Origin of the sequence: Bradyrhizobium sp. CCBAU 53421, assembly GCF_015291625.1 — a bacterium.
Classification (GTDB): Bacteria; Pseudomonadota; Alphaproteobacteria; order Rhizobiales; family Xanthobacteraceae; genus Bradyrhizobium.
On record NZ_CP030047.1, the window covers coordinates 6,592,450 to 6,612,995 of the forward strand.

The window sequence follows — 20,546 nt, forward strand, 5'->3', positions numbered from 1 at the left end:
CCGCGGCTATATCCGTCATCCCCGCGCAAAGGCTTCGCCTTTGTCGCTGGAGGTGCGAGCGGAGCGAGCCTCGAAGGATGCACGGCCCCGCTGGTGGCCGTCGACCCTTCGAGACGGCCGCAGTGCGGCCTCCTCAGGGTGACGGTGATGGGTTCTCTCGCATTCAGTGCGTAGCCCGGATGGAGCGTCGCGCAATTCGGGCTACGAAAGACTTACCCCTTCACGTCCTGCTTTTCCGACGCCGTCGTCGGCTTGCCCTTGGGGCCGGCGCCGGTGACGCGGACATGATCGCCGTCGGCGAGTCCGTCCGGCGGGGCGGTGATGATGCGGTCGTCGGGGGCGAGGCCCGAGGCGATCTCGAGCTCCTTGCCGAGGTCGCGGCCGATCTTCACGGTCTTGAACAGCACCTTGTCATCGGGGCTGACGGTTGCGACCCGCAGGCCGTTGCTGTTGAAGATCAGCGCGCTGGCGGGAATGCTGAGCGGCGCGGACTCGCGCTGCAAGTTCAGCTTCACGCTGGCATAGCTGCCCGGCATCAGCTCGCCGGAGGAATTGTCGAGCCCGAGCTGCATCCGCGTGGTGCCGGAGGCGACATCGACGGCCTGTGAGGAGGCTTCCACCGTCGCCTGGAAGCTGCGGTTCGGGTAATCCGGCAACGCCAGCGTGGCCTTGGCGCCGATCTTGATCGCCGGAACATAGTTCTGCGGCACGTTGACGTAGACGCGCAGCTTGGTGATGTCGGAGATCGTGAACATCGCGGGGCCCGAGCCGCCGCCGGCGTTGATCAGCGCGCCGACGTCGGTGTCGCGCGAGGTCACCACGCCGTCGAACGGCGCCGTGATCTTCTTGTAACCGGCGAGCGCTTCCAGCCGCTCGACATTGGCCTGGCCGGCCTTGACCGCACCGTTCTTGTTGGAGAGGTCGGCGGTGCGCTCGTCGATCTCCTGGGCGGAGACGAAGTTCGAGGCCACCAGCGTCTTGCGCCGGTTCAGCGTGGCCTCGGACAGCTTGGCCGAGGCCTGGGCGCTGGCGAGATCGGCGCGCGCCTGCAGCAATTGCTGATCGAGGTCAGGCGCCTCGATCTCGGCGATCACCTGGCCAGCCTTGACGCGGGCGCCGATGTCGGCGTCCCAGTTCTTCAGATAGCCGGACACCCGGGCATAGATCGGCGCGCGGGAATAAGCCTCGAGCCGGCCCGGCAGGTCGATCGTGGGGCTCAGCGCCTTGGCGTTGGGCAGCGCCACCGCGACGGTCGGAACGGCCTGGTCGTCGGTCCATTCCTTCAAACGGTTGTCCTGCTCCTCACGGGCGCGGATGCCGGTGCCTACGATCAGCCCGGCGCCGACCAGTGCAACCACGCCGAATATGCCCAATCTCCGGCGGGACACCGGTGGGCGCTGTTCAGTGGGCTGCATGCGGAATCTCCGATGAGGCGGCGGCTTTGGCGCCTTGCTTCTTGTGTACCATACTGAATACCACGGGAACAAACATCAGCGTCGCGAAGGTTGCAAAGATCAGGCCGCCGATCACGGCGCGGCCCAGCGGCGCGTTCTGCTCGCCGCCCTCGCCCAGTCCCAGCGCCATCGGCGCCATGCCGATGATCATGGCGAGCGCGGTCATCAGCACCGGACGGAACCGGACGAATCCGGCCTCCAGCGCCGCCGCGACGGGATCGCCGAGCTCCTCATAGCGTTCGCGCGCGAAGCTGATCACCAGCACGCTGTTGGCGGTCGCAACGCCCATGCACATGATGGCGCCGGTGAGCGCCGGAACCGACAGCGTGGTCTGGGTGGTGAACAGCATCCAGACGATGCCGGCCAGCGCGGCGGGCAGCGCCGTGATGATCACGAACGGATCCGACCAGGACTGGAAGTTCACGACGATCAGGAAGTAGATCAGGACGACCGCGCCGAGCAGGCCGAGCAACAGGCCGGTGAAGGCCGAGTTCATGGTCTGCACCTGGCCGAGCAGCACCACGGACGAGCCCTTCGGCACCTCCTTGGCGGTATCCGCGATCAGCTGGCGCACGTCGGTTGCGACGCCGCCGAGATCGCGGCCCTGCGTCGTGGCGTAGATCTGCACCAGCGACTGGATGTCGTATTGCGACACCACCGCGCTCGAGGTCACGCGCTTGATGTCGGCGATACCGCCGAGGATCGGCGCCTGGGTGTTGCCGGTCGCGGTGATCGGCAGCGTCTGCAGCGCGCTCAGCGAGTCGATCTGGTATTGCGGCGTCTGCATCACGATCGAATAGGACACGCCGTTATCAGGGTTGAGATAGTAGGTCGGCGCGACCTGCGAGGAGCCGGCGAGGTTGACGACCAGCGAGTTGGTGACGTCGCGCTCGGTCAGGCCGACATATTGCGCGCGGGTGCGGTCGACGTCGATGTTGAAGGTCGGATTGTTCGGCGACTGCTGGATCCGCGCGTCGGCGATGCCGGGGATGCGCTTGATCTTGGCCAGCAGCTTGTTGGCGTAGGCGAAGTTGGCGTCGAGGTTGGCGCCGCGGATCTGCAAATCGATCGGCGCCGGCGCGCCGAAGTTCAGGATCTGGCTGACGATGTCGGCCGGCAGGAACGCGAAGCTGGTGCCCGGGAACAGCCGGGGCAGTTGCTCACGCAGCGTGCGGACATGCTGCTCGGTCGGCTTGTGGCCTTCCTTCAGGCGGATCTGGATATCGCCGTCCTGCGGACCGATCACGCCGGTGTTGTTATAGGTCATGTTGATGCCGGAGATCGGCATGCCGATGTTGTCGGTCATGGTCTCGATCTCGCCGGGGACCAGCTTGCGGATCGCCTTCTGGATATCGGCGAGCTGGTTGGCGGTCTCCTCGACGCGGGTGCCGACCTGGGTGCGGACATGCATCAGGATGTTGCCGGCATCGACCGACGGGAAGAAGTTGCGCCCCAGAAACGGCACCAAGAGGAACGACGCGGCAACGACCGCGAGAAAGCCGCCGACGAACACCTTGCGGTGACCGAGCGCCATCGCGAGCAGGCCATGATAGCCGCTGCGGACACGCTCGAACCGCGCCTCGAAGCCACGCTGGAACCAGACCAGGGGATTGCGCGATTTCGGCGGCCCGCCCTCGTGATGGACATGCGCCTGCAGCAGATAGTTCGCCATCGTCGGCACCAGACTGCGCGACAGGATGAACGACCAGATCATCGCGAACATCACCGCTTCGGCCATCGGCACGAACAGGAAGCGCGCCACGCCGGTCAGGAAGAACATCGGCACGAACACGATGCAGATACAGAGCAGCGAGACGAAGGCCGGCGTCACGATCTGATTGGCGCCATCGAGGATCGACTGCTCGACCGGCTTGCCCTGCTCGAGGTGGTAGTTGATGTTCTCGATCGTCACCGTGGCGTCGTCGACGAGGATGCCGACCGCGAGCGCAAGGCCGCCGAGCGTCATGATGTTCAGCGTCTCGCCGATCAGGGACAGCATGATGATGGCGCCGAGCACCGACAGCGGGATCGACACCGCGATGATGACGGTCGAGCGCCAGCTGCCGAGGAACAACAGGATCATCACGCTGGTCAGCAGCGCGGCGATCACGCCCTCGAAGGCGACGCCGGTGATCGCGCCACGGACGAACACCGACTGGTCGCCGATGAAGCCGATCTTCAGCGCGTCCGGCATCTGGTCCTTGACCTCGATCACCTTCTGCTTGATGCCGGAGATGATATCGAGCGTCGAGGTGGCGCCCGCCTTCAGCACCATCATCAAGACCGAGCGGTTGCCGTCGACATGGACGATGTTGGTCTGCGGCGGGTTGCCATCGCGAACGGTGGCGACGTCACGGACATAGACCATCGCGCCGTTGACCTGCTTGATCGGCAGGTCGCCGAGCTCTTCGAGCCGCAGCGGCGAGTTGTTGAGGTTGATGGTGTATTCGAAGTTGCCGATCTTCTGGGTGCCGACCGGCGTGATCAGGTTCTGCGCGGCGAGCGCGTTGGCGACGTCCTGGCCCGCCAGGCCGCGCGCCTGCAGCGCGGTCGAATTGAGATCGATCTGGACCTGGCGCTGCTTGCCGCCGAACGGATACGGGATCGCAGCACCGGGCACCGTGACCAGCGGCGTGCGCAGCTGGTTGATGCCGATATCGGCGAGGTTCTGCTCGGTCAGGCCTTCGCCCGACAATGCGACCTGGATGATCGGAACCGTCGAGGCGCTGTAGTTCAGGATCAGCGGCGGCGTCGCGCCCGGCGGCATCTGCTTGAGCAGTGTCTGCGAGATCGCGGTGACCTGGGCGTTGGCGGTGCGGATGTCGACGTTGGGCTGGAAGAAGATCTTGATGATGCCGACGCCGTTATAGGAATTGGCGACGATGTGCTCGATGTCGTTGACCGTCGTGGTCAGTGCGCGCTGGAACGGCGAAGTGATGCGGCCGGCCATCTGGTCGGGCGGCAGGCCGGTGTACTGCCAGACCACGCCGATCACGGGGATGCGGATGTCGGGAAAGATGTCGGTCGGCGTGCGCAGCGCCGCCAGCGGTCCGATGATCAAGAGCAGGATCGCGAGCACGACGAAAGTATACGGCCGGCTCAGTGCGATACGGACCAGTGCGATCATAAAAGCAGCATTCCCGAAATGAAGCCCGCCCGGGCAGAGGAATCGACATTGCAAAAGCCGTTCCGCAGCGGCCGATTTACCCGATGACGGGCAAAACGCCAACCTGTGGAGCCGCAGCGGCCTTCACTTCCTTGGCATAGTACGTGAAGCCGCGCACGCCGATCGGGTGCTCCGGGCGCAGCGCGGTCGATCGCGCGTGGATCATCGTCAAAAAAGAGACGGCTCTGCTGCGAATGTGCGCCTGCCGAGCACGCCGTTGCGGCCGTCAGAAGGCTAACGCATCGCTGCTCTGCGAAAATGCGGAGCGTGGCAAGCCGGCCGGCTCGCCGCGCCGGGATCGGTTGCCCCGACAACGATGTCCTGTATGACCCAACCGGCGGCGCCGGATCAGGCGGCGCGGACGCGTTGAGGAACTTGCCGACCTCGAGCTTGAGGCGGTTGCTGTCGCCCGACAACGTCTGTGCCGCCGACAACACCTGGGTCGAGGCCGACCCGGTTTCGGTAGCGCCGTGCTGCACGTCGGTGATGTTGGCCGAGACCTGCTGGGTGCCGTGCGCCGCCTGCTGCACGTTTCGAGATATTTCCTGGGTCGCCGCGCCGGCCGCGCATGGAGCTACGGTTCGTTGGTCACGCCTTCACGTGGAACGTCCGAGCGCCGCATCCGCGCAAAGAAAAATGCCCGGCCTGTCGGCCGGGCATCGTTCGAAGGTCAGAGGTTCGGCCGGCGTCAGGCCGCGCGGACGGCGTCGAGGAACTTGCCGACCTCGAGTTTGAGGCGATTGCTGTCACCCGAGAGCGACTGCGCCGCCGACAGCACCTGGGTCGAAGCCGAGCCGGTTTCGTTGGCGCCATGCTGGACGTCGGTGATGTTGGCCGAGACCTGCTGGGTGCCCTGCGCGGCCTGCTGCACGTTGCGCGAAATCTCCTGCGTCGCCGCGCCCTGCTCCTCGACCGCGGCTGCGATGGTGGAGGAGATCTCCGACAGCCGCTCGATGGTCGACGAGATTTCCTTGATGGCGCCGACCGACTCCTGGGTCGCGGTCTGGATGCCGGCGATCTGCTGGCCGATCTCGCCGGTCGCCTTTGCAGTCTGCTCCGCCAGTGCCTTCACCTCGGACGCCACGACCGCGAAGCCGCGGCCGGCCTCGCCGGCGCGCGCCGCCTCGATGGTGGCGTTCAGCGCCAAGAGATTGGTCTGGCCGGCAATCGTGTTGATCAGCTCGACGACGTCGCCGATCCGCGCAGCGGCCTTCGACAATTCGCTGACGCGATCGTTGGTGGTGCGCGCCTGGCCGACGGCATCGCCGGCCATCCGCGCCGACTCCTGCACCTGGCGGCTGATCTCGGTCACCGACGACGACAGCTCTTCGGTCGCCGACGCCACCGACTGCACGTTGGTCGAGGCCTCCTCGGAAGCAGCGGCAACCGACGTGGTCAGTTCCTGCGAACGCCGGGCGGTCGACGACAGCGTAGAGGCCGAGGCCTCGAGCTGGGTCGAGGCCGACGACACGGTCTGCACGATCTCGCCGATCATCTGTTCGAAATTGCGGGTGATGGTGTCGACCCGGCGGCCGCGCTCGATCTTGGCCTCGGCGTCGGCGGCGGCGGCTTCATCGGCCGCCTTCTTGGCGACCAGGGCTTCCTTGAAAACCTGCAGCGTATCGGCCATCGCGCCGATCTCGGTCTTCTCGCCCTGGTGCGGGACGTTTGCGGTGAGGTCGCCGCGACCCAGCGCCTGCATCGGGCTCACGATCGAGGCGATGCCGGCCGAAATGTCGCGAACCGTGTAGAAGCTGACGCCGACACTGATCAGGATCGCAAGGCCGAGGATCGCCGCCACCATCATCAGCGCCGAGCTGTAGTTGCTGGCAGAATCCTGCGCGGCTTTGTCCGCACCGGTGTTGTTGAGCTCGATGTCCTTGTTCAGGATCTCATCCGCTTCGAGACCGATCTTGTTCACGACCTTGGTGTTGAGCTCGTGCGCCTCATGCGGAAGCTTGCCAGCCTCCTTGCGCGACAGGCTCATCACCTCTTCGGTGCCCTTTTTGTACTTGTCCCAGGTGTCGGACCACTGCCGGTAGAGCGCACGCTCCTCCGGGGTAGTGATCATCGGCTCGTACCTGGCGCGGGCCTTTGTGTTCATCTCGACGACGCTGGTGAGCGTCTTCTCGGCGGCCAGCTTGTCTTCGAGCGTTTCGGAGAGCATGTGTTCGCGGATCACGTTGCGGTAGGTGATGACCCCGGCGCGCAGCTCGCCGAGCACGCGCACGCTCGGCAACCAATTGGTCGAGATGTCGACTGTGCTGGCGTTGATCGCCCGCATATTCCAGACTGCAAGCAGGCCCATGCCCGTCAGCGCGACAAGCAGGAACGCAACCGCGGCAATGATCTTGGCGCGGATCGAGAATTTGGCGAACATCGTGGGGTCTCTTGATATCGGGCTCGCGAAGCCCGATCGAATGGCTGGGGGCGCGGCGGGACGCCGCAGATATCAAAGCCAGCCCCCCTCCTTAAGTAGGGTTAATTTGGTTCCCCGTTGAACTACGGAGATATCAAACGTCACCCCGGCATGATGCGCGCCAGACGCATCAAGGCATCAAAGCCAGCGCATCCGAGAAGAACTCCGGCCCGCCGAAATTGCCTGATTTGAGGGCAAGCACCATCTGGCCGCTTCTGGCGCCGACCGCGCGCAGAACCGGCACGCCCGCAGCGATTTCTGCACCGACCAGGAATCCCGGAATCCCCAGGCGATCGACCACGGCGCCTGACGTTTCACCACCGGCGACCACCAGCCTGTGCACACCCGACTGCACCAGTCCCTCCGCGATGTCGGCCAGTGCCTGCTCGATCGCATGTCCGGCTGCATCACGGCCATGACGGGATTGCAGGGCAGTCACCTCCTCCGGAGTCGAGCTGCTGGCGATCAGGATCGGCCCCGCCCCGAGCCGCTCCTTGGCCCAGGCGAGCGCCCGCTGCGTCTCGTCCTTGCCGGCGATCACCCGCTCGGAGTCGAGGTGCAGGACCGGCATCACCTTCTCGGCGCTGGCGATCTGCCGCAAGGTCGCTTGCGAGCAACTGCCGGCGAGGCAGGCGGCCGGCCCGCCGACCGCGGCCTTGGAGGTTGCACTTTCGGCCGACGATTTGGCTTTGCCCGCGGCCACCAGCGCCCGCGCCAATCCAAGCCCGATGCCGGAGGCGCCGACCGACAGACGCTGATCCAGCGCGACCTGCCCGATGGTCTCGAGGTCGCGGTCGAACACCGCATCGACGATCGCAGCACCCAGGCCCGCGCCCGCGAGCTCGGCGAGCTTCGCCCGAACGGCGTCGGTGCCTCGGGCGAGCGTCGCGAGATCGACCAGGCCGACCTTGGTCTTGCTCTGGCGCGCCAGCACGCGGACCAGATTGGAATCATGCATCGGGTTGAGCGGATGGTCCTTCAGCGGGCTCTCGTTCAGCGGCACCGAGCCGACGAACAGATTGCCCTGATAGACGGTGCGGCCGGTCTCCGGGAACGCCGGCGTCACCAGCACGATGCTGTCCCCGGAATCGGCGCGCAATGCGTCCATCACCGGGCCGATATTGCCGGCGTCGGTGGAATCGAAGGTCGAGCAGATCTTGAACAGGACATGCGCGGCGCCCCGGCCGCGCAGCCAGGCCTCCGCCGCACGCGAACGCGTCACGGCAAGGCCGGCCTCGATCGAGCGGCTCTTCAGCGACACCACGACGGCGTCGACCTCGGGCAGTGCGAGATCGTCGGCGGGCACGCCGATGGTCTGCACCGTGCGCAGGCCGGCGCGGGTCAGCGTGTTGGCGAGGTCGGAGGCGCCGGTGTAGTCGTCGGCGATGCAACCGAGTGCGAGTGTCACGGCTTCACTCCGGCATAGGGCTTGAACCAGGCGAGACCATCGGTGGTCTTGCCGCGCGGATTATATTCGCAGCCGGCGAAGCCGTTATAACCGAGCCGGTCCAGCTCGCCGAACAGGAACGGATAGTTCAGCTCCTCGCCGTCGGGCTCGTTGCGCGAGGGGATCGAGGCGATCTGGATGTGGCCGATGATCGGCATCATCTCGCGCAGCCGCATCGTGACGTCGCCATGAATGATCTGGCAGTGGTAGATGTCGAATTGCAGCTTGAGGTTCGGGATCTTGAGCTCGTTGATCAGGTCGCGCGCGAAGAGGAAATCGTTGAGGAAGTAGCCGGGCACGTTGCGCGGATTGATCGGCTCGATCACGACGTCGAGGCCGTGCGGCGCGAAGAACTCGGCGGCATGCGCGACCGACTTGCGAAATGCGGCGACGGCCCTGGCATCGCTACGGTCGGCTATCCCGGCCATCAGATGCACGCGCTCGACGCCGGTCGCCTGCGCATAAGGCAATGCGGTCCTCAGGCTCGCTTGCAAATCGGCGAAGCGATCCGGCAGCGCGGCAAATCCCTTCTCGCCGGCGTTCCAGTCGCCCGGCGGCAGGTTGAACAGCGCCTGCGTCAGCCCCGCGCCCTTCAGCCGCTTGCCGACCTCCTCGGCCGGATGGTCGTACGGAAACAGGAACTCGACCGCGGTGAAGCCCGCTTTCGCCGCGGCGTCGAAGCGGTCGAGGAACGGGACCTCGTTGAACATCATGGTGAGATTGGCGGCAAAGCGGGGCATTGCGGAATCCTCTTATTTCGCGCCGGGAAGCTTGGTACCGGTGACCTGCGCGTACATCCGCGCCACCGACGCATCGTCGTCACGGCCCATGCCGGCGGCCGACGTCATCAGGAACATCTGCAGCGCCGCGGCCGAGACCGGCACCGGGAAGCGCGCATTGCGCGCCATGTCCTGGATGATGCCGAGGTCCTTGACGAAAATCTCCACCGCGCTGCGCGGCGCATAGTCGCCGTCGAGCACATGCGGCATGCGGTTCTCGAACATCCACGAATTGCCGGCCGACGCCGTGATCACCTCATAGACCTTGCGGATATCGAGGCCCTGCTTGGCGGCAAAGGCGATCGCCTCGGAGGCGGCTGCAATATGAACGCCGGCCAGCAATTGGTTGATCATCTTGAACGCGGCGCCCTGCCCGGCCGCGTCGCCGAGCTCGTAGAGCTTCGCCGCCATCGCATCCAGTGCCGGCCGCGCCTTCGCGAACGCCGCCGCACTGCCGGACGCCAGAATGGTCAGCTCGCCCTGCGCCGCGCGCTGCGCGCCGCCGGAGATCGGTGCATCGAGATAATGCCGGCCGGTCGCCTCCAGCTGCTTGGCCAGCCGGCGGGCGATATCGGGATCCATGGTCGCCGAGGAAATGAAGACCGCGTCCTTGGCAAGGGTCTCGGTGGCGCCGTCCTTGCCGAACAGGATGGCCTCGGTTTGCGCCGCATTGACGACGACGCTGACGACGATATCGGCCTCCCTGGCCGCTTCAGCCGGCGTTTTCGCGCCCTTGCCGCCGTCAGCCACGAAGCGCGCGACGGCGTCGGCCGAGACGTCGCAGCCGGTCACGACAAGACCGGCGCGCTTGAGCGAGGTCGCCATGCCGTATCCCATCGACCCCAGCCCGATGACGGCGACGTGCGGTGTTGCGGAACTGGACATGCGGCGATCCTCAAAGTTTTACTTGATTGCGCACGGAACGGTTTCCCAACTTCCGGATCATGCGCGTTTGCTGCTTGCCTATCACGGCTTGGCCGCGCTGCCAAAGCATGAGACAAAGCGGAAAACGGATAGCGCCAAAGAAGACGCCGAGAGCGAAACCGGATGAGCGAAACAAAGCTTCGTGAGGATATCTGCCGGTTCGGCCGCTCGCTGTTCGAGCGCGGGCTGACGCCGGGCTCCTCCGGCAATATCAGCGTCCGGCTCGACGACGGCGGCTGGCTGGTGACGCCGACCAACGCCTCGCTCGGTTTCCTCGATCCGGCGAAAATGTCGCGGCTCGACGGCAACGGCCGGCTGGTCTCCGGCGATGCCCCGACCAAGGAAGTGCCGCTGCACACCGCCCTCTACCAGACGCGCACCAGCGCCGGCGCGGTGGTCCATCTGCACTCGACCCATTCGGTCGCGCTTTCGATGCTGCCCGAGATCGACCCGCGCGCCGCGTTGCCGGCGATGACGGCCTATTATGTCATGAAGTGCGGCCAGACCGCGCTGGTGCCCTACTATCGTCCCGGCGACCCCGCCGTTGCCGACGCGATCAGGGGGCTGGCCGGGAAATATTCATCGGTGCTGCTCGCCAATCACGGTCCCGTCGTCTCCGGCGACACGCTGGAAGCCGCGGTGTTCGCGACCGAGGAGCTCGAGGAAACCGCAAAGCTCTATCTGCTGCTGCGCGGGCTGAACCCGCGCTATCTCTCGCCCGACCAGGTGGCGGATTTGACCAGGACGTTCGGGCTCGTGCTGCCGGATCACTCTCATTAGATCAAGCAAAGGTGAGACATGCGGAGAACGGTCATGATGAGGTTCACGGGATTGGCATTCACTGGACTGCTGGTCGGCGGCCTGGCAGGATCGACGGCACAGGCCGAGCAGACTCTGCAGGACCTGCTGGCGGTGCAGCTGCGCGCGCAAGGCTATGCCTGCGACAAGCCGCTCAAGGCCGAACGCGACGACAAGCTCTCCAAGCCCGACAACGAGGCCTGGACCTTGACCTGCAGCAACGCGACCTACCGCGTCAGCCGCGTGCCGGATCTTGCCGCCAAGGTCGAGAAGGTCGAAGAGGGCAAGGACAAGTAGGATCGGGTTACGCGCCGAACAGCGCGCTCCACATACACTGGCGTCATCCTGAGGTGCGAGCGGAGCGAGCCTCGAAGGATGGGCCACATACTCGCCCGCTGCCATCCTTCGAGGCGCGCCAAAGGGGCGCGCACCTCAGGATGACGTTTGCGTACGTGGAGGCGTCGCAAAAACTACAGCCCCAGATACGCCTTGCGCACGTCCGGATTGCCGCTGATCTCGGCGGCGGTGCCTTGCATCAGCACGCGGCCGGTCTGCAGGATGTAGGCGCGGTCGGCAATCTCCAGGCACTCGGCCATGCGCTGCTCGACGATCAGCACCGTCATGCCGGCGTCGCGGATGCGCTTCACGGCCTGGAAAATCTCGTCGACCAGCTTCGGCATGATGCCCTGCGACGGCTCGTCGAGCATTAGAAGCCGTGGCCGCGTCATCAGCGCACGGCCGATCGCGAGCATCTGCTGCTCGCCGCCGGACAAGGTCTCGGCGCGCTGCTCGAGCCGCTCGCCGAGCCGCGGGAACAGCTGGAACACCAGGTCGAGCGGCGCATCGCGGTCGGATTGGCTGCGATAGAGGTAGCTGCCGAGCCGCAGATTGTCGCGCACCGACAGCCGCGGAAACAGCCGGCGGTTCTCCGGCACGAAGGCGATGCCGCCCGCGGTGATGACGTGCTGCGGCTGGCCATCGATGCGCTTGCCGTCGAAGGTGACGGTGCCCGCGCGCGGACGCTCGGCGCCGGCGATCGATTTCAAAAGCGTCGATTTGCCCGCGCCGTTGGCGCCGGCGACGCAGACGATCTCGCCCTTGGTGACGTCGAGCGACACCGAGGAGATCGCAACCAGGCCCTGATAGGCGGTGGTGACTTCACGCACCGACAGCATGACGATCCCCGAGATAGGCAGAAATGACCTCTGGATTGCGGACGACGTCCGCGGGCTCGCCCTCGACCAGCACCTTGCCGAGATTGAGCACGATGGCGCGATCGACCAGCGGCATCACGATTTCCATCACATGCTCGACCATCAGCACGGTGACGCCGGTGGCGCGCACCTTGCGCACCAGCTCGACACCGGTCTGCGCCTCGACCGGCGTCAGGCCGGTGAGGACTTCGTCGAGCAAGAGGAGCTTCGGCTCGGTGGCGAGCGCGCGGGCGACTTCGAGCCGGCGCTTCTCCGACGGGACGAGGTCGGCGGCGAGCTTTTCGGCGCGCGCCGCAAGGCCGCAGAACTCCAGCACCTCATAGGCCTTCTGCCGCGCGATACGCATCTTGGTGTTGCGGATCAGCGCGCCGACGATGACGTTGTCGATCACGGTCATGGTCTCGAAGCTCTTGACCACCTGGAAGGTGCGCCCGACGCCGCGCTGGCAGCGTTCCGCCGCCGGCAGCCGGGTGACGTCCTCGCCGTCGAAGATGATCGAGCCCTGGGTCGGCGGCAGCACGCCCGCGATCAGATTGAACAGCGTCGACTTGCCGGCGCCGTTCGGCCCGATCAGGCCGACGATCTCGCCGCGCCCGACCGAGATCGAGACATCGCTGTTGGCGACGAGGCCGCCGAAGCGCTGCCAGACGCCGCGTGTTTCCAGGAGTGCCGTCATCGTGTGGCCTCCTTGCGCCCGGAGAGCATGCCGAACACGCTGACGAGCCCCTTCGGCAGCGCCAGCGAGATCGCGACGATCAGCGCGCCATAGACGATCAAATCGACCCCGCGGCCGGAGCCGCCGACGAAGGAGCGCGTCAGCTCGGTGAGCGGGATCAGGATCACGGCGCCGAGCACCGGTCCCCACAGCGTGCCGATACCCCCGAGCACCGCGGGCAGCGCCATCAGCAGCGAGAACTGGAAGCCCATCACGCTCTCGGGATCAATGTAGGAGACGAACTGGGCGTAGAAGCTGCCGCCGACGGCGACCAGGAAGGCGGAGACCGCCGCCGCGCCCATCTTGGAATTGAACACGACGACGCCGAGGCTTTCGGCAGCATCGGGATTGTCCTTCACCGCGCGCCACCAATAACCCCATTTGGAATCTTCCAGCCACCAGGTGACGAGCCAGGCAACGCAGGCCAGCGCCAGCGCGAAATAGAAGTACGGCAGCTTCGAGCGGGTGAACTGGAATTTCAGCCAGCTGTCGCCGCGCACCGGGATGTCGATGCCCAGCGCCGCGCCCGCCCAATCCCAGTTCTGGATCAGGAGCAGCGCGATCTCGGCGATCACGATGGTCGCGATCACGAAATAGTGCCCGCGCAGGCGGAAGCAGGGATAGCCGAGCGCCATCGCGATCACGGCCGAGATCGCACCGCCCGCCAGCATGCCGAACCACGGCAGCACGCCGAACTTGGTGAACAAGAGCGCGGTGGTATAGGCCCCTAACCCAAAATACAGCGCATGGCCGAGCGAGATCTGCCCGCAATAGCCGGACAGGATGTTCCAGCTCTGCGACAGCGCCGCATACATCAGGGTCAAGACCATGATGTTCTGGACGTAGACGTCCTTGACGAACAGCGGCACCAGCGCTGCGACCACCGCAAGGCAGGCCGCCACGATCAGGTCACGCCTGCGGCGTTGGGCGAAGTGGGTGTCCATCACATCGATCCGAACAGGCCACGCGGGCGGATGAAGACGACCAGGAGATACACTGCATAGATGCCGACCGATTTCAGCGACGGCGGCAGGATCAGCGCGGTGGTCGCTTCCACCAGGCCGACGATGATGCCGCCGGCAAAGGCGCCGAACACGCTGCCGAAGCCGCCGAGCGCCACGGTGACGTAGGCGATCAGCGCGAACGACGCACCGACGTCGGGATAGATATAGAAGAAGATCGCCATGATGGCGCCGGCAAGGCCGACCAGCGCCGCACCGAGGCCCCAGCCGAGCGCGAACACCCGGTTCTTGTCGATGCCGACGAGGGCCACCGCGCCGGCGTCCTCGCGTGTCGCCTCCAGCGCGCGGCCGAAATCGGTGCGATTGATGAAGAAGTAGAGCGCGACGAAGGCCGCGATCGACAGCATCGCGCCGATCAGCTGCGGCTCCGGCAGATAGATGCCGGCGATCGACACCGTCTTGCCGCCGACCCAGGAGTTGGTGACGCTGCGGTAGTCGGGCGTGAAGAAGAACTGGGCAAGGCCGCGCATCACGATCGCAAGGCCGAAGGTCGAGAAGATCTGCACCATGCCGGCATTGGCCTTGGCGCGCATCGCGAAGCGGACCACCAACAGGTAGACCACCGCGCCGAACACGAACAATGCCGCGGCGACCAGCGGCGCCGCGAGCAAGGGATCGATCGCGAAGAACGCGAACAGGAAGAAGGTCACGTACATCGCGATCATCAGGAACTCGCCATGCGCGAAGTTCACGACGTCCATCAATCCGAAGATCAATGCGAGGCCGGCGGCGATCAGTCCGTAGAGCAGCCCCATCAACAGGCCGCTCGCCAAACTCTGGATGATGGTTTCGGCTGTCACCGCTGTGCCCCGGTCAATGTATGGCCCCGGCGTCGTCCTGGCGAAGGCCAGGACCCATAACCACAACTGCATCGGGAGGAGAGATAACAACCAATCATCGCAAAACGCCTGTCTGAGTTACGCGACGAGTGCAAGCACTCGCGCGGGAGTCCCGGGTCGCGCTTCGCTTGCCCGGGACGACGGTGAGAAAGCGTCCAGCCGATCAGCTGTTCATCGGCCAGATCGCCTCGGAGACGGCGGCCTGTTCCGGGAAGATCGTCACGAAGTTCTTCGCGGTATATTGCAGCAGCACCGGATCGGCGAAATTGTTCTGGCCCATCTCGTCGAACTTGACGCGCCGCCACGGCATGATGGTCACGTCGCCCGGCATGTCGGTGGCGACCAGCGCTTCGCGGATCTTCTCGCCGTCGGTCGACTTGGCGCGGTTGATGGCGTCGGCCATCACGATCAGGCCCATGAACTGGCGCGAGGTATAGTCGTTGAAGTCCTTGCCGGACTTGGCGCGGTACATCTCGTTGATGAGGCCGACCATCGGCCGCTTCTGCGCCAGGTCGAGCGAGAAGCTGCCGCGCGAGATCACGCCTTCGAGCTTGTCGCCGACGGCGTCATAGGTCGCCTTCTCCGAGAAGCCGGCATCCTGCGCCATGATGTTCTTCGGCTTGTAGCCGAGCTCGGCCATGGTCTTGACCAGGAGGATCGAGTCGGTGGTGTAGCTCGACGGCATCAGCACGTCGGCATTCGCGGCCTTGAGCTGCTGCACCTCGGCGGTCAGCGACGGCGAGTTGGCGCGGTACTTGATGTCGGCCACGATCTTATAGCCGCGCTCGGCGGCGAGCTTGGTCTGCGCGTTCGCCGAATCGGTGCCGAAGATGGTGTCCTCGTGGAACAGCGCCAGCGTCTCGATCTTCTGGCCCTTCTTCTTCATCGCATCGAAGAAGTCGAACATCGCGGCCGAGAACATCTCGTCATGCGGCGAGGCGCGGAAATAGTATTTCAGGCCGCGGCGATGCAGGCTCGGCGAGGAGTTGTCAGCCGAGATGAACGGCACGCCGTAGCGCTCGCAGGTCTGGCTGACGGTGACGGCAACCGCGCTCTGATAGGTGCCGACGACGGCGCAGACCTTTTCCTGGGTGATCAGCCGCTCGGTCTCGGCACGGCCCTTCTGCGGATCGGCCTGGTGGTCGGCGAACACGAGGCGGACCTTGGCGCCGCCGAGGCCGGACAGGCCTTCGCCCTTGGCGAGGGGCAGCACGAAATCGTAATTCTTGTTGATGATGTCGGCCGCGGTGTTGAAGGCGTGCTGCGCATCGACGCCGATCGCGGCGCTGGAGCCGGACAGCGGATAGATCACACCGATTGCCACTTCGCTTGTCTGCGCGCGCGCGGCCATCGGACCGAGCGCAGCGGCGGCAGTGGCACCCAGCAACACGTTACGGCGAGAGATCGTCATCGCAATTCCCCTTGGTCAGCTTGTTATTATCGATGTGACGCTTGTAGCGCGCAGTAAAGCCTCAATGAATTGCACGAATTGCCTATTCAGAGCACAGCGAGCTGCTTGTTCCTGAGATCGGTCACCAGCATCAGGCCCGGCGAATGCGTGATCGCAAACGGCAGCTTTGCACTTGCGATCACCGATTGCGGCGTGACGCCACAGGCCCAGAACACCGGAATCTCGTCATCGGCAACCGGCACCGCATCGCCATAGTCGGGCTTGGCGATATCCTCGATGCCGATCGCATGCGGGTGGCCGAGATGCACCGGCGCGCCGTGCACCGACGGGAAGCGCGAGGTGATCTGCACCGCGCGGATCGCATCCGCCGGCTTGAACGGGCGCATCGACACCACCATGGGTCCCGCGAACGGCCCCGACGGCTGGCAGGCGATGTTGGTCCGGTACATTGGCACACGCAGGTTGCGTTCGATGTGTCGGATCGGCAGCCCGTCCTCCAGCAGCGCCTCCTCGAACGAATAGGAGCAGCCGAGCACGAAGGTGACGAGATCGTCGCGCCAGTACTTGGTAATGTCGGTCGGCTCGTCCGCCACCTCGCCGTCGCGCCAGACCCGGTAGCGCGGCACGTCGGTGCGGATGTCGAGATCGAGGCCGAGCGCGGGGATCCGGGGATCGCCGACGTCCGACATGCCGATGATCGGGCACGGCTTCGGATTGAGCTGGCAGAAACGGTGGAAGGCGCCGGCGAGCTTTTCCGGCAGTATCGCGAGATTGCCCTGGACGAAACCGTTGGCGAGACCGGCGGTGGTGGCCGAGGCCACGCCGTCACGGCATGCGCGCCGCGCTTCGACGCTCGCCAGCATTGGCTCCCCCTGAGATCGCTGCACTGCCGCAAAAACAGTCATGGGATTCTCCTGCCCATAATCTCGACAAGGACAAACCAACACCAAGCGTGATATAATGTCTAATCGTCCTTTCTAATCAAAATCGATAAAGAAGATTTATCGATCGGGAACATGCTTCCAATGACGGACTTCCGCTCGATCGAAACCTTCCTCTGGGTCGTTAAGCTCGGCAGCTTCCGCGGCGCCGCCCAGCGGCTCAACACCACCCAGCCGGCGATTTCCCAGCGCATCGCCCAGCTGGAGCGCGAGATGGGCGTCAAGCTGCTCAACCGGGATCACCGGGTGGCCTCGCCGACCCCGAGCGGACGGCTGATGATGATCTATGCCGAGAAGCTGATCGGCCTGCGCTCGGAGATGATGGCGGAGGTCGGCGACCGCTCGGCGATGCGCGGCGCGCTGCGGCTCGGTGTCGCGGAGACCATCGTGCACACCTGGCTGCCGCGGCTGGTCAAGAGCGTCAACGAGATCTACCCGAACCTGTCGCTGGAGATCGAGGTCGACATCACGCCGAACCTGACCCCACGCCTGCTGGCTCAGGAGATCGAACTCGCCTTCGTGCTCGGTCCGGTCTCGGCGTCCGGCGCGCACAGTCATGTGCTGTGCGATTACCCGATCGGCTTCCTGGCGAGCCCGTCGCTCGGCCTCGGCTCCGGCCCGGTGGCGCGGCGCGATCTGGCGCGGTTTCCGATCATCACCTTTCCGCGCAAGACCCAGCCCTATGAGACCGTGCGCGCGCTGTTCAACGCCCCCGATCTGCCGCCGATCCGGCTGCACGCCTCGACCTCGCTCGCGACCGTGATCCACATGGCCAATGAAGGGCTTGGCATTGCGGTGATTCCGTCGGCGATCGTCGAGAACGAGCTCGCCGACGGCCGTTTGCAACTGCTCGATACCGACCTCAAGCTGCCGCCACTCACGTTTACCGCGAACTGGCTCGCCTCCCCCGATGCGGTCGCCATCGAGCGTGTCGCCAATCTCGCCAGGCAGATCGCACAAGCGAGCGTAGCGGTTGACGACGCGAGAGCGGCGCGTCATGAGAAAACGATCGCGTAAAGGGAAGAGCCGCAATGAGCCGAGCCGCCACCAACCTGCAGATCGATTCCGCCCGCCTCTGGGGCAGCATCCACGAAACCGCGCAGTTCGGCGCAACGCCAAAGGGCGGCGTGCGGCGTCTGACCCTGAGCGCCGAGGACAAGCAGGTGCGCGACTGGTTCCGCAAGGCCTGCGAGAACGCCGGCCTCGAAGTACAGGTCGACGCGCTCGGCTCGATGTTCGGCTTGAGGAAGGGACGGGACATGTCGAAGCCGCCGATCGGCGTCGGCTCGCATCTCGACACCCAGCCGACCGGCGGCAAATATGACGGCATCCTCGGCACGCTGGCCGCGCTCGAGATGGTGCGCACGCTGAACGATGCTGGCATCGAGACCGAGCTGCCGATCTGCATCTGCAACTGGACCAACGAAGAAGGCTCGCGCTTCGCGCCGGCGATGATGGCGTCGGCTGCCTATGTCGGCGATTTCACCACCGACGACATTCTATCGCGCAAGGATGCCGAGGGCGTTACGGTCGCGCAGGCGCTGGACTCGATTGGCTATCGCGGCGACGCCCCGGTCGGCCGCCAGAAGTTCACGAGCTTCGTCGAACTGCATATCGAGCAGGGCCCGATCCTGGAGGCCGAGGGCAAGACCATCGGCGTGGTCGATTCCGGCCAGGGCGTGCTGTGGTACGACGGCAAGATCACAGGCTTCGAGAGCCATGCCGGCTCGACCCCGATGCCGCTGCGCCGCGATGCGCTCGCGACACTGTCGGAGATCGTGCTGGCGATGGAGAGCATCGCCAGGAAACATGGCCCGAAAGCGGTCGGCACCATCGGCGAGGCGGTGATCGCAGCGCCCTCGCGCAACGTCATCCCCGGCGAGATTGCCTTCACGGTGGATTGCCGCAGCGCCGATGCCACGATCATGGATGCGCTGGACCGCGACCTCCGCGCCGCGGTCGTCGAGATCGCCGCAAAGCGCAAGGTCGAAGTCCAGCTCGATCTGGTCTGGCGCAAGGCGCCGACGCATTTCGATCCCAAACTCGTCGACGCGGTCGAGAACGCCGCCAAGCAGCTCGGCTATTCGCATCGCCGCATCACCTCCGGCGCCGGCCATGACGCCTGCAACCTCAACACGGTGATGCCGGCGGCGATGGTGTTCGTGCCCTGCAAGGACGGCATCAGCCACAACGAGCTGGAAGATGCGACGCAGACCGATTGCGCCGCCGGCGCCAACGTCCTCATGCATGCGGTGCTGGCGCTCGCAGGCGTCGCGTCCTGATCATCACTTCTTCCCTGGATGGAGGCTTTCGTGCGCGCAGTGTTTGTCGACGCCAATGAATCGCTCGCTGTCATCACCGAGCGATTGGAGAGGTCAGGCGATCCCAAGATGCGGATCAACCGCAACCCGGACATCAAGCCGGAGGACTATCCGGCGGTGCTCGACGGCGCCGAGATCGCGGTGGTCGATCACACCGCACTGCCGACCGAAATCGCAAAGAAATGCGCCGGCCTGAAGCACGTCGTGTTCCTCGGCACCGGTGCGCGCAGCTACATGAACCCGGAAGAGCTCGCCGAGCTCGGCATCTCCGTGCACCTGATCAAGGGCTATGGCGACACCGCGGTCGCGGAATCCGCGATCGCGCTGATGTGGTCGTCGGCGCGGGTGATCGCGCAGATGGATCGCGAGATGCGCGCCGGCAACTGGCTGCGCGAAGACGGCATGCAGCTCACTGGCAAGACGCTCGGCCTGGTCGGCTTCGGCGGCATCGCCGCCGAGGTCGCCCGCATCGCGCTCGGCAGCGGCATGAAGGTGATCGCCTGGAACCGGTCGCCCAAGAGCCATCCCGGCGTCGAATTCACCGAGCTCGACACCGTGCTGGCGAACAGCGACGTGGTCTCGCTCCACCTGCTCTTGAACGACGACACCCGCGGCCTGATCACGCGCGAGAAGATCGCCAAGATGAAGAAGGGCGTGGTGCTGATCAACACCGCCCGCGGCGCCATCGTCGACGAGCAGGCGATGATCGATGCGCTCAACTCCGGCCACATCCGCCACGCCGGCCTCGACGTCTACAATATCGAGCCGCTGCCGAAGGACCATCCGCTGACGAATATCCCGAACGTGACGCTGTCGGCGCACTCCGCTTTCCGCACACCCGAAGCGAGCGAGAACCTGATCCACGCGGCGTGGGAGCACTGCCGACGGATCGTGAAGGGGTAATCCCGTCATTGCGAGCGAAGCGAAGCAATCCACCGCGCCGCAAGCTGAGGCATGGATTGCTTCGTCGCTTCGCTCCTCGCAATGACGGGTGGTCGCGCCTCGCGCTCCGCTTCCCTTCTCCCCTTGTGGGAGAAGGTGGCGCGGACGCAGTCCGCGACGGATGAGGGGTTTGTATCCGGGGAAAGATACCCCT

The 20,546-nt window shown here is 65.4% G+C and carries 17 protein-coding genes and 1 pseudogene; 5 read left to right on the top strand and 13 right to left on the bottom strand.

What is annotated here, in order from left to right; all coding sequences use genetic code 11:
• Positions 1-212 precede the first annotated feature (212 nt).
• From XH92_RS31120 to ltnD, 7 genes and pseudogenes are all read right to left on the bottom strand, one after another.
• On the bottom strand, positions 213-1,415 hold the full coding sequence (locus XH92_RS31120; RefSeq protein WP_194455534.1) for an efflux RND transporter periplasmic adaptor subunit: 1,203 nt from the start codon (positions 1,413-1,415) through the stop codon (positions 213-215).
• Entirely contained in the window at positions 1,402-4,581 is a 3,180-nt protein-coding gene (locus tag XH92_RS31125; protein ID WP_194455535.1) for an efflux RND transporter permease subunit, read from the bottom strand. The genes XH92_RS31120 and XH92_RS31125 overlap by 14 nt, the downstream gene beginning before the upstream one ends.
• Positions 4,582-4,985: 404 nt before the next feature.
• A pseudogene (locus XH92_RS31130) lies at positions 4,986-5,180 on the bottom strand (methyl-accepting chemotaxis protein); the annotation flags it as partial.
• A gap of 128 nt (positions 5,181-5,308) precedes the next feature.
• Complete coding sequence (locus XH92_RS31135; protein WP_194455536.1) at positions 5,309-7,000, bottom strand: methyl-accepting chemotaxis protein; 1,692 nt, start codon at positions 6,998-7,000, stop codon at positions 5,309-5,311.
• 169 nt (positions 7,001-7,169) lie between these two features.
• Positions 7,170-8,447 (bottom strand): 3-oxo-tetronate kinase, encoded by a 1,278-nt coding sequence (gene otnK, locus XH92_RS31140; RefSeq protein ID WP_194455537.1) that lies wholly within the window; start codon positions 8,445-8,447, stop codon positions 7,170-7,172.
• Positions 8,444-9,226 (bottom strand): 2-oxo-tetronate isomerase, encoded by a 783-nt coding sequence (gene otnI, locus XH92_RS31145; protein WP_194455538.1) that lies wholly within the window; start codon positions 9,224-9,226, stop codon positions 8,444-8,446. Before otnI ends, otnK begins: the two co-directional genes overlap by 4 nt.
• A gap of 12 nt (positions 9,227-9,238) precedes the next feature.
• Positions 9,239-10,150: an L-threonate dehydrogenase gene (ltnD, locus tag XH92_RS31150; protein ID WP_194455539.1), complete on the bottom strand. Its 912-nt coding sequence runs from the start codon at positions 10,148-10,150 to the stop codon at positions 9,239-9,241.
• 162 nt (positions 10,151-10,312) lie between these two features.
• Here ltnD and XH92_RS31155 point away from each other — a divergent pair, with 162 nt between their 5' ends.
• Complete coding sequence (locus XH92_RS31155; RefSeq protein WP_194455540.1) at positions 10,313-10,969, top strand: aldolase; 657 nt, start codon at positions 10,313-10,315, stop codon at positions 10,967-10,969.
• A gap of 33 nt (positions 10,970-11,002) precedes the next feature.
• On the top strand, positions 11,003-11,284 hold the full coding sequence (locus tag XH92_RS31160) for a hypothetical protein (RefSeq protein ID WP_194455541.1): 282 nt from the start codon (positions 11,003-11,005) through the stop codon (positions 11,282-11,284).
• 173 nt (positions 11,285-11,457) lie between these two features.
• Here XH92_RS31160 and XH92_RS31165 read toward each other — a convergent pair whose 3' ends face one another.
• From XH92_RS31165 to XH92_RS31190, 6 genes are all read right to left on the bottom strand, one after another.
• Entirely contained in the window at positions 11,458-12,162 is a 705-nt protein-coding gene (locus tag XH92_RS31165; RefSeq protein ID WP_194455542.1) for an ABC transporter ATP-binding protein, read from the bottom strand.
• Entirely contained in the window at positions 12,146-12,877 is a 732-nt protein-coding gene (locus XH92_RS31170) for an ABC transporter ATP-binding protein (protein WP_194455543.1), read from the bottom strand. The genes XH92_RS31165 and XH92_RS31170 overlap by 17 nt, the downstream gene beginning before the upstream one ends.
• Entirely contained in the window at positions 12,874-13,860 is a 987-nt protein-coding gene (locus XH92_RS31175; protein WP_194455544.1) for a branched-chain amino acid ABC transporter permease, read from the bottom strand. The genes XH92_RS31170 and XH92_RS31175 overlap by 4 nt, the downstream gene beginning before the upstream one ends.
• Complete coding sequence (locus XH92_RS31180; protein WP_246788597.1) at positions 13,860-14,693, bottom strand: branched-chain amino acid ABC transporter permease; 834 nt, start codon at positions 14,691-14,693, stop codon at positions 13,860-13,862. The genes XH92_RS31175 and XH92_RS31180 overlap by 1 nt, the downstream gene beginning before the upstream one ends.
• Positions 14,694-14,940: 247 nt before the next feature.
• The gene (locus XH92_RS31185; protein ID WP_194455546.1) at positions 14,941-16,188 is read right to left on the bottom strand and encodes an ABC transporter substrate-binding protein; all 1,248 of its coding nucleotides are present in this window, start codon (positions 16,186-16,188) and stop codon (positions 14,941-14,943) included.
• A gap of 86 nt (positions 16,189-16,274) precedes the next feature.
• Positions 16,275-17,093, bottom strand: coding sequence for a putative hydro-lyase (locus XH92_RS31190; RefSeq protein ID WP_194455547.1), 819 nt, complete (start codon positions 17,091-17,093; stop codon positions 16,275-16,277).
• Positions 17,094-17,213: 120 nt separating this feature from the next.
• Between XH92_RS31190 and XH92_RS31195 the strand changes: the two genes are divergently transcribed.
• From XH92_RS31195 to XH92_RS31205, 3 genes are read left to right on the top strand one after another with little or no spacing between them, the layout of a single operon-like run.
• Positions 17,214-18,146, top strand: a complete 933-nt coding sequence (locus XH92_RS31195) for a LysR family transcriptional regulator (protein WP_194455548.1) — start codon at positions 17,214-17,216, stop codon at positions 18,144-18,146.
• 14 nt (positions 18,147-18,160) lie between these two features.
• Entirely contained in the window at positions 18,161-19,411 is a 1,251-nt protein-coding gene (locus XH92_RS31200) for a Zn-dependent hydrolase (RefSeq protein WP_194455549.1), read from the top strand.
• A 30-nt stretch (positions 19,412-19,441) separates the two neighbouring features.
• The gene (locus tag XH92_RS31205; RefSeq protein WP_194455550.1) at positions 19,442-20,353 is read left to right on the top strand and encodes an NAD(P)-dependent oxidoreductase; all 912 of its coding nucleotides are present in this window, start codon (positions 19,442-19,444) and stop codon (positions 20,351-20,353) included.
• The last annotated feature ends 193 nt before the right edge of the window (positions 20,354-20,546 follow it).

Excerpts from the sequence above, each read along its gene's own strand:
- XH92_RS31195 (WP_194455548.1), top strand. The coding sequence starts at position 17,214 with ATGACGGACTTCCGCTCGATCGAAACCTTCCTCTGGGTCGTTAAGCTC.
- XH92_RS31185 (WP_194455546.1), bottom strand. The coding sequence starts at position 16,188 with ATGACGATCTCTCGCCGTAACGTGTTGCTGGGTGCCACTGCCGCCGCT.
- otnI (WP_194455538.1), bottom strand. The coding sequence starts at position 9,226 with ATGCCCCGCTTTGCCGCCAATCTCACCATGATGTTCAACGAGGTCCCG.
- XH92_RS31175 (WP_194455544.1), bottom strand. The coding sequence starts at position 13,860 with ATGGACACCCACTTCGCCCAACGCCGCAGGCGTGACCTGATCGTGGCG.
- XH92_RS31190 (WP_194455547.1), bottom strand. The coding sequence starts at position 17,093 with ATGACTGTTTTTGCGGCAGTGCAGCGATCTCAGGGGGAGCCAATGCTG.
- XH92_RS31125 (WP_194455535.1), bottom strand. The coding sequence starts at position 4,581 with ATGATCGCACTGGTCCGTATCGCACTGAGCCGGCCGTATACTTTCGTC.
- XH92_RS31170 (WP_194455543.1), bottom strand. The coding sequence starts at position 12,877 with ATGACGGCACTCCTGGAAACACGCGGCGTCTGGCAGCGCTTCGGCGGC.
- ltnD (WP_194455539.1), bottom strand. The coding sequence starts at position 10,150 with ATGTCCAGTTCCGCAACACCGCACGTCGCCGTCATCGGGCTGGGGTCG.
- XH92_RS31165 (WP_194455542.1), bottom strand. The coding sequence starts at position 12,162 with ATGCTGTCGGTGCGTGAAGTCACCACCGCCTATCAGGGCCTGGTTGCG.
- XH92_RS31135 (WP_194455536.1), bottom strand. The coding sequence starts at position 7,000 with ATGTTCGCCAAATTCTCGATCCGCGCCAAGATCATTGCCGCGGTTGCG.
- XH92_RS31160 (WP_194455541.1), top strand. The coding sequence starts at position 11,003 with ATGATGAGGTTCACGGGATTGGCATTCACTGGACTGCTGGTCGGCGGC.
- XH92_RS31120 (WP_194455534.1), bottom strand. The coding sequence starts at position 1,415 with ATGCAGCCCACTGAACAGCGCCCACCGGTGTCCCGCCGGAGATTGGGC.
- XH92_RS31200 (WP_194455549.1), top strand. The coding sequence starts at position 18,161 with ATGAGCCGAGCCGCCACCAACCTGCAGATCGATTCCGCCCGCCTCTGG.
- XH92_RS31180 (WP_246788597.1), bottom strand. The coding sequence starts at position 14,693 with ATGGGGCTGCTCTACGGACTGATCGCCGCCGGCCTCGCATTGATCTTC.
- XH92_RS31155 (WP_194455540.1), top strand. The coding sequence starts at position 10,313 with ATGAGCGAAACAAAGCTTCGTGAGGATATCTGCCGGTTCGGCCGCTCG.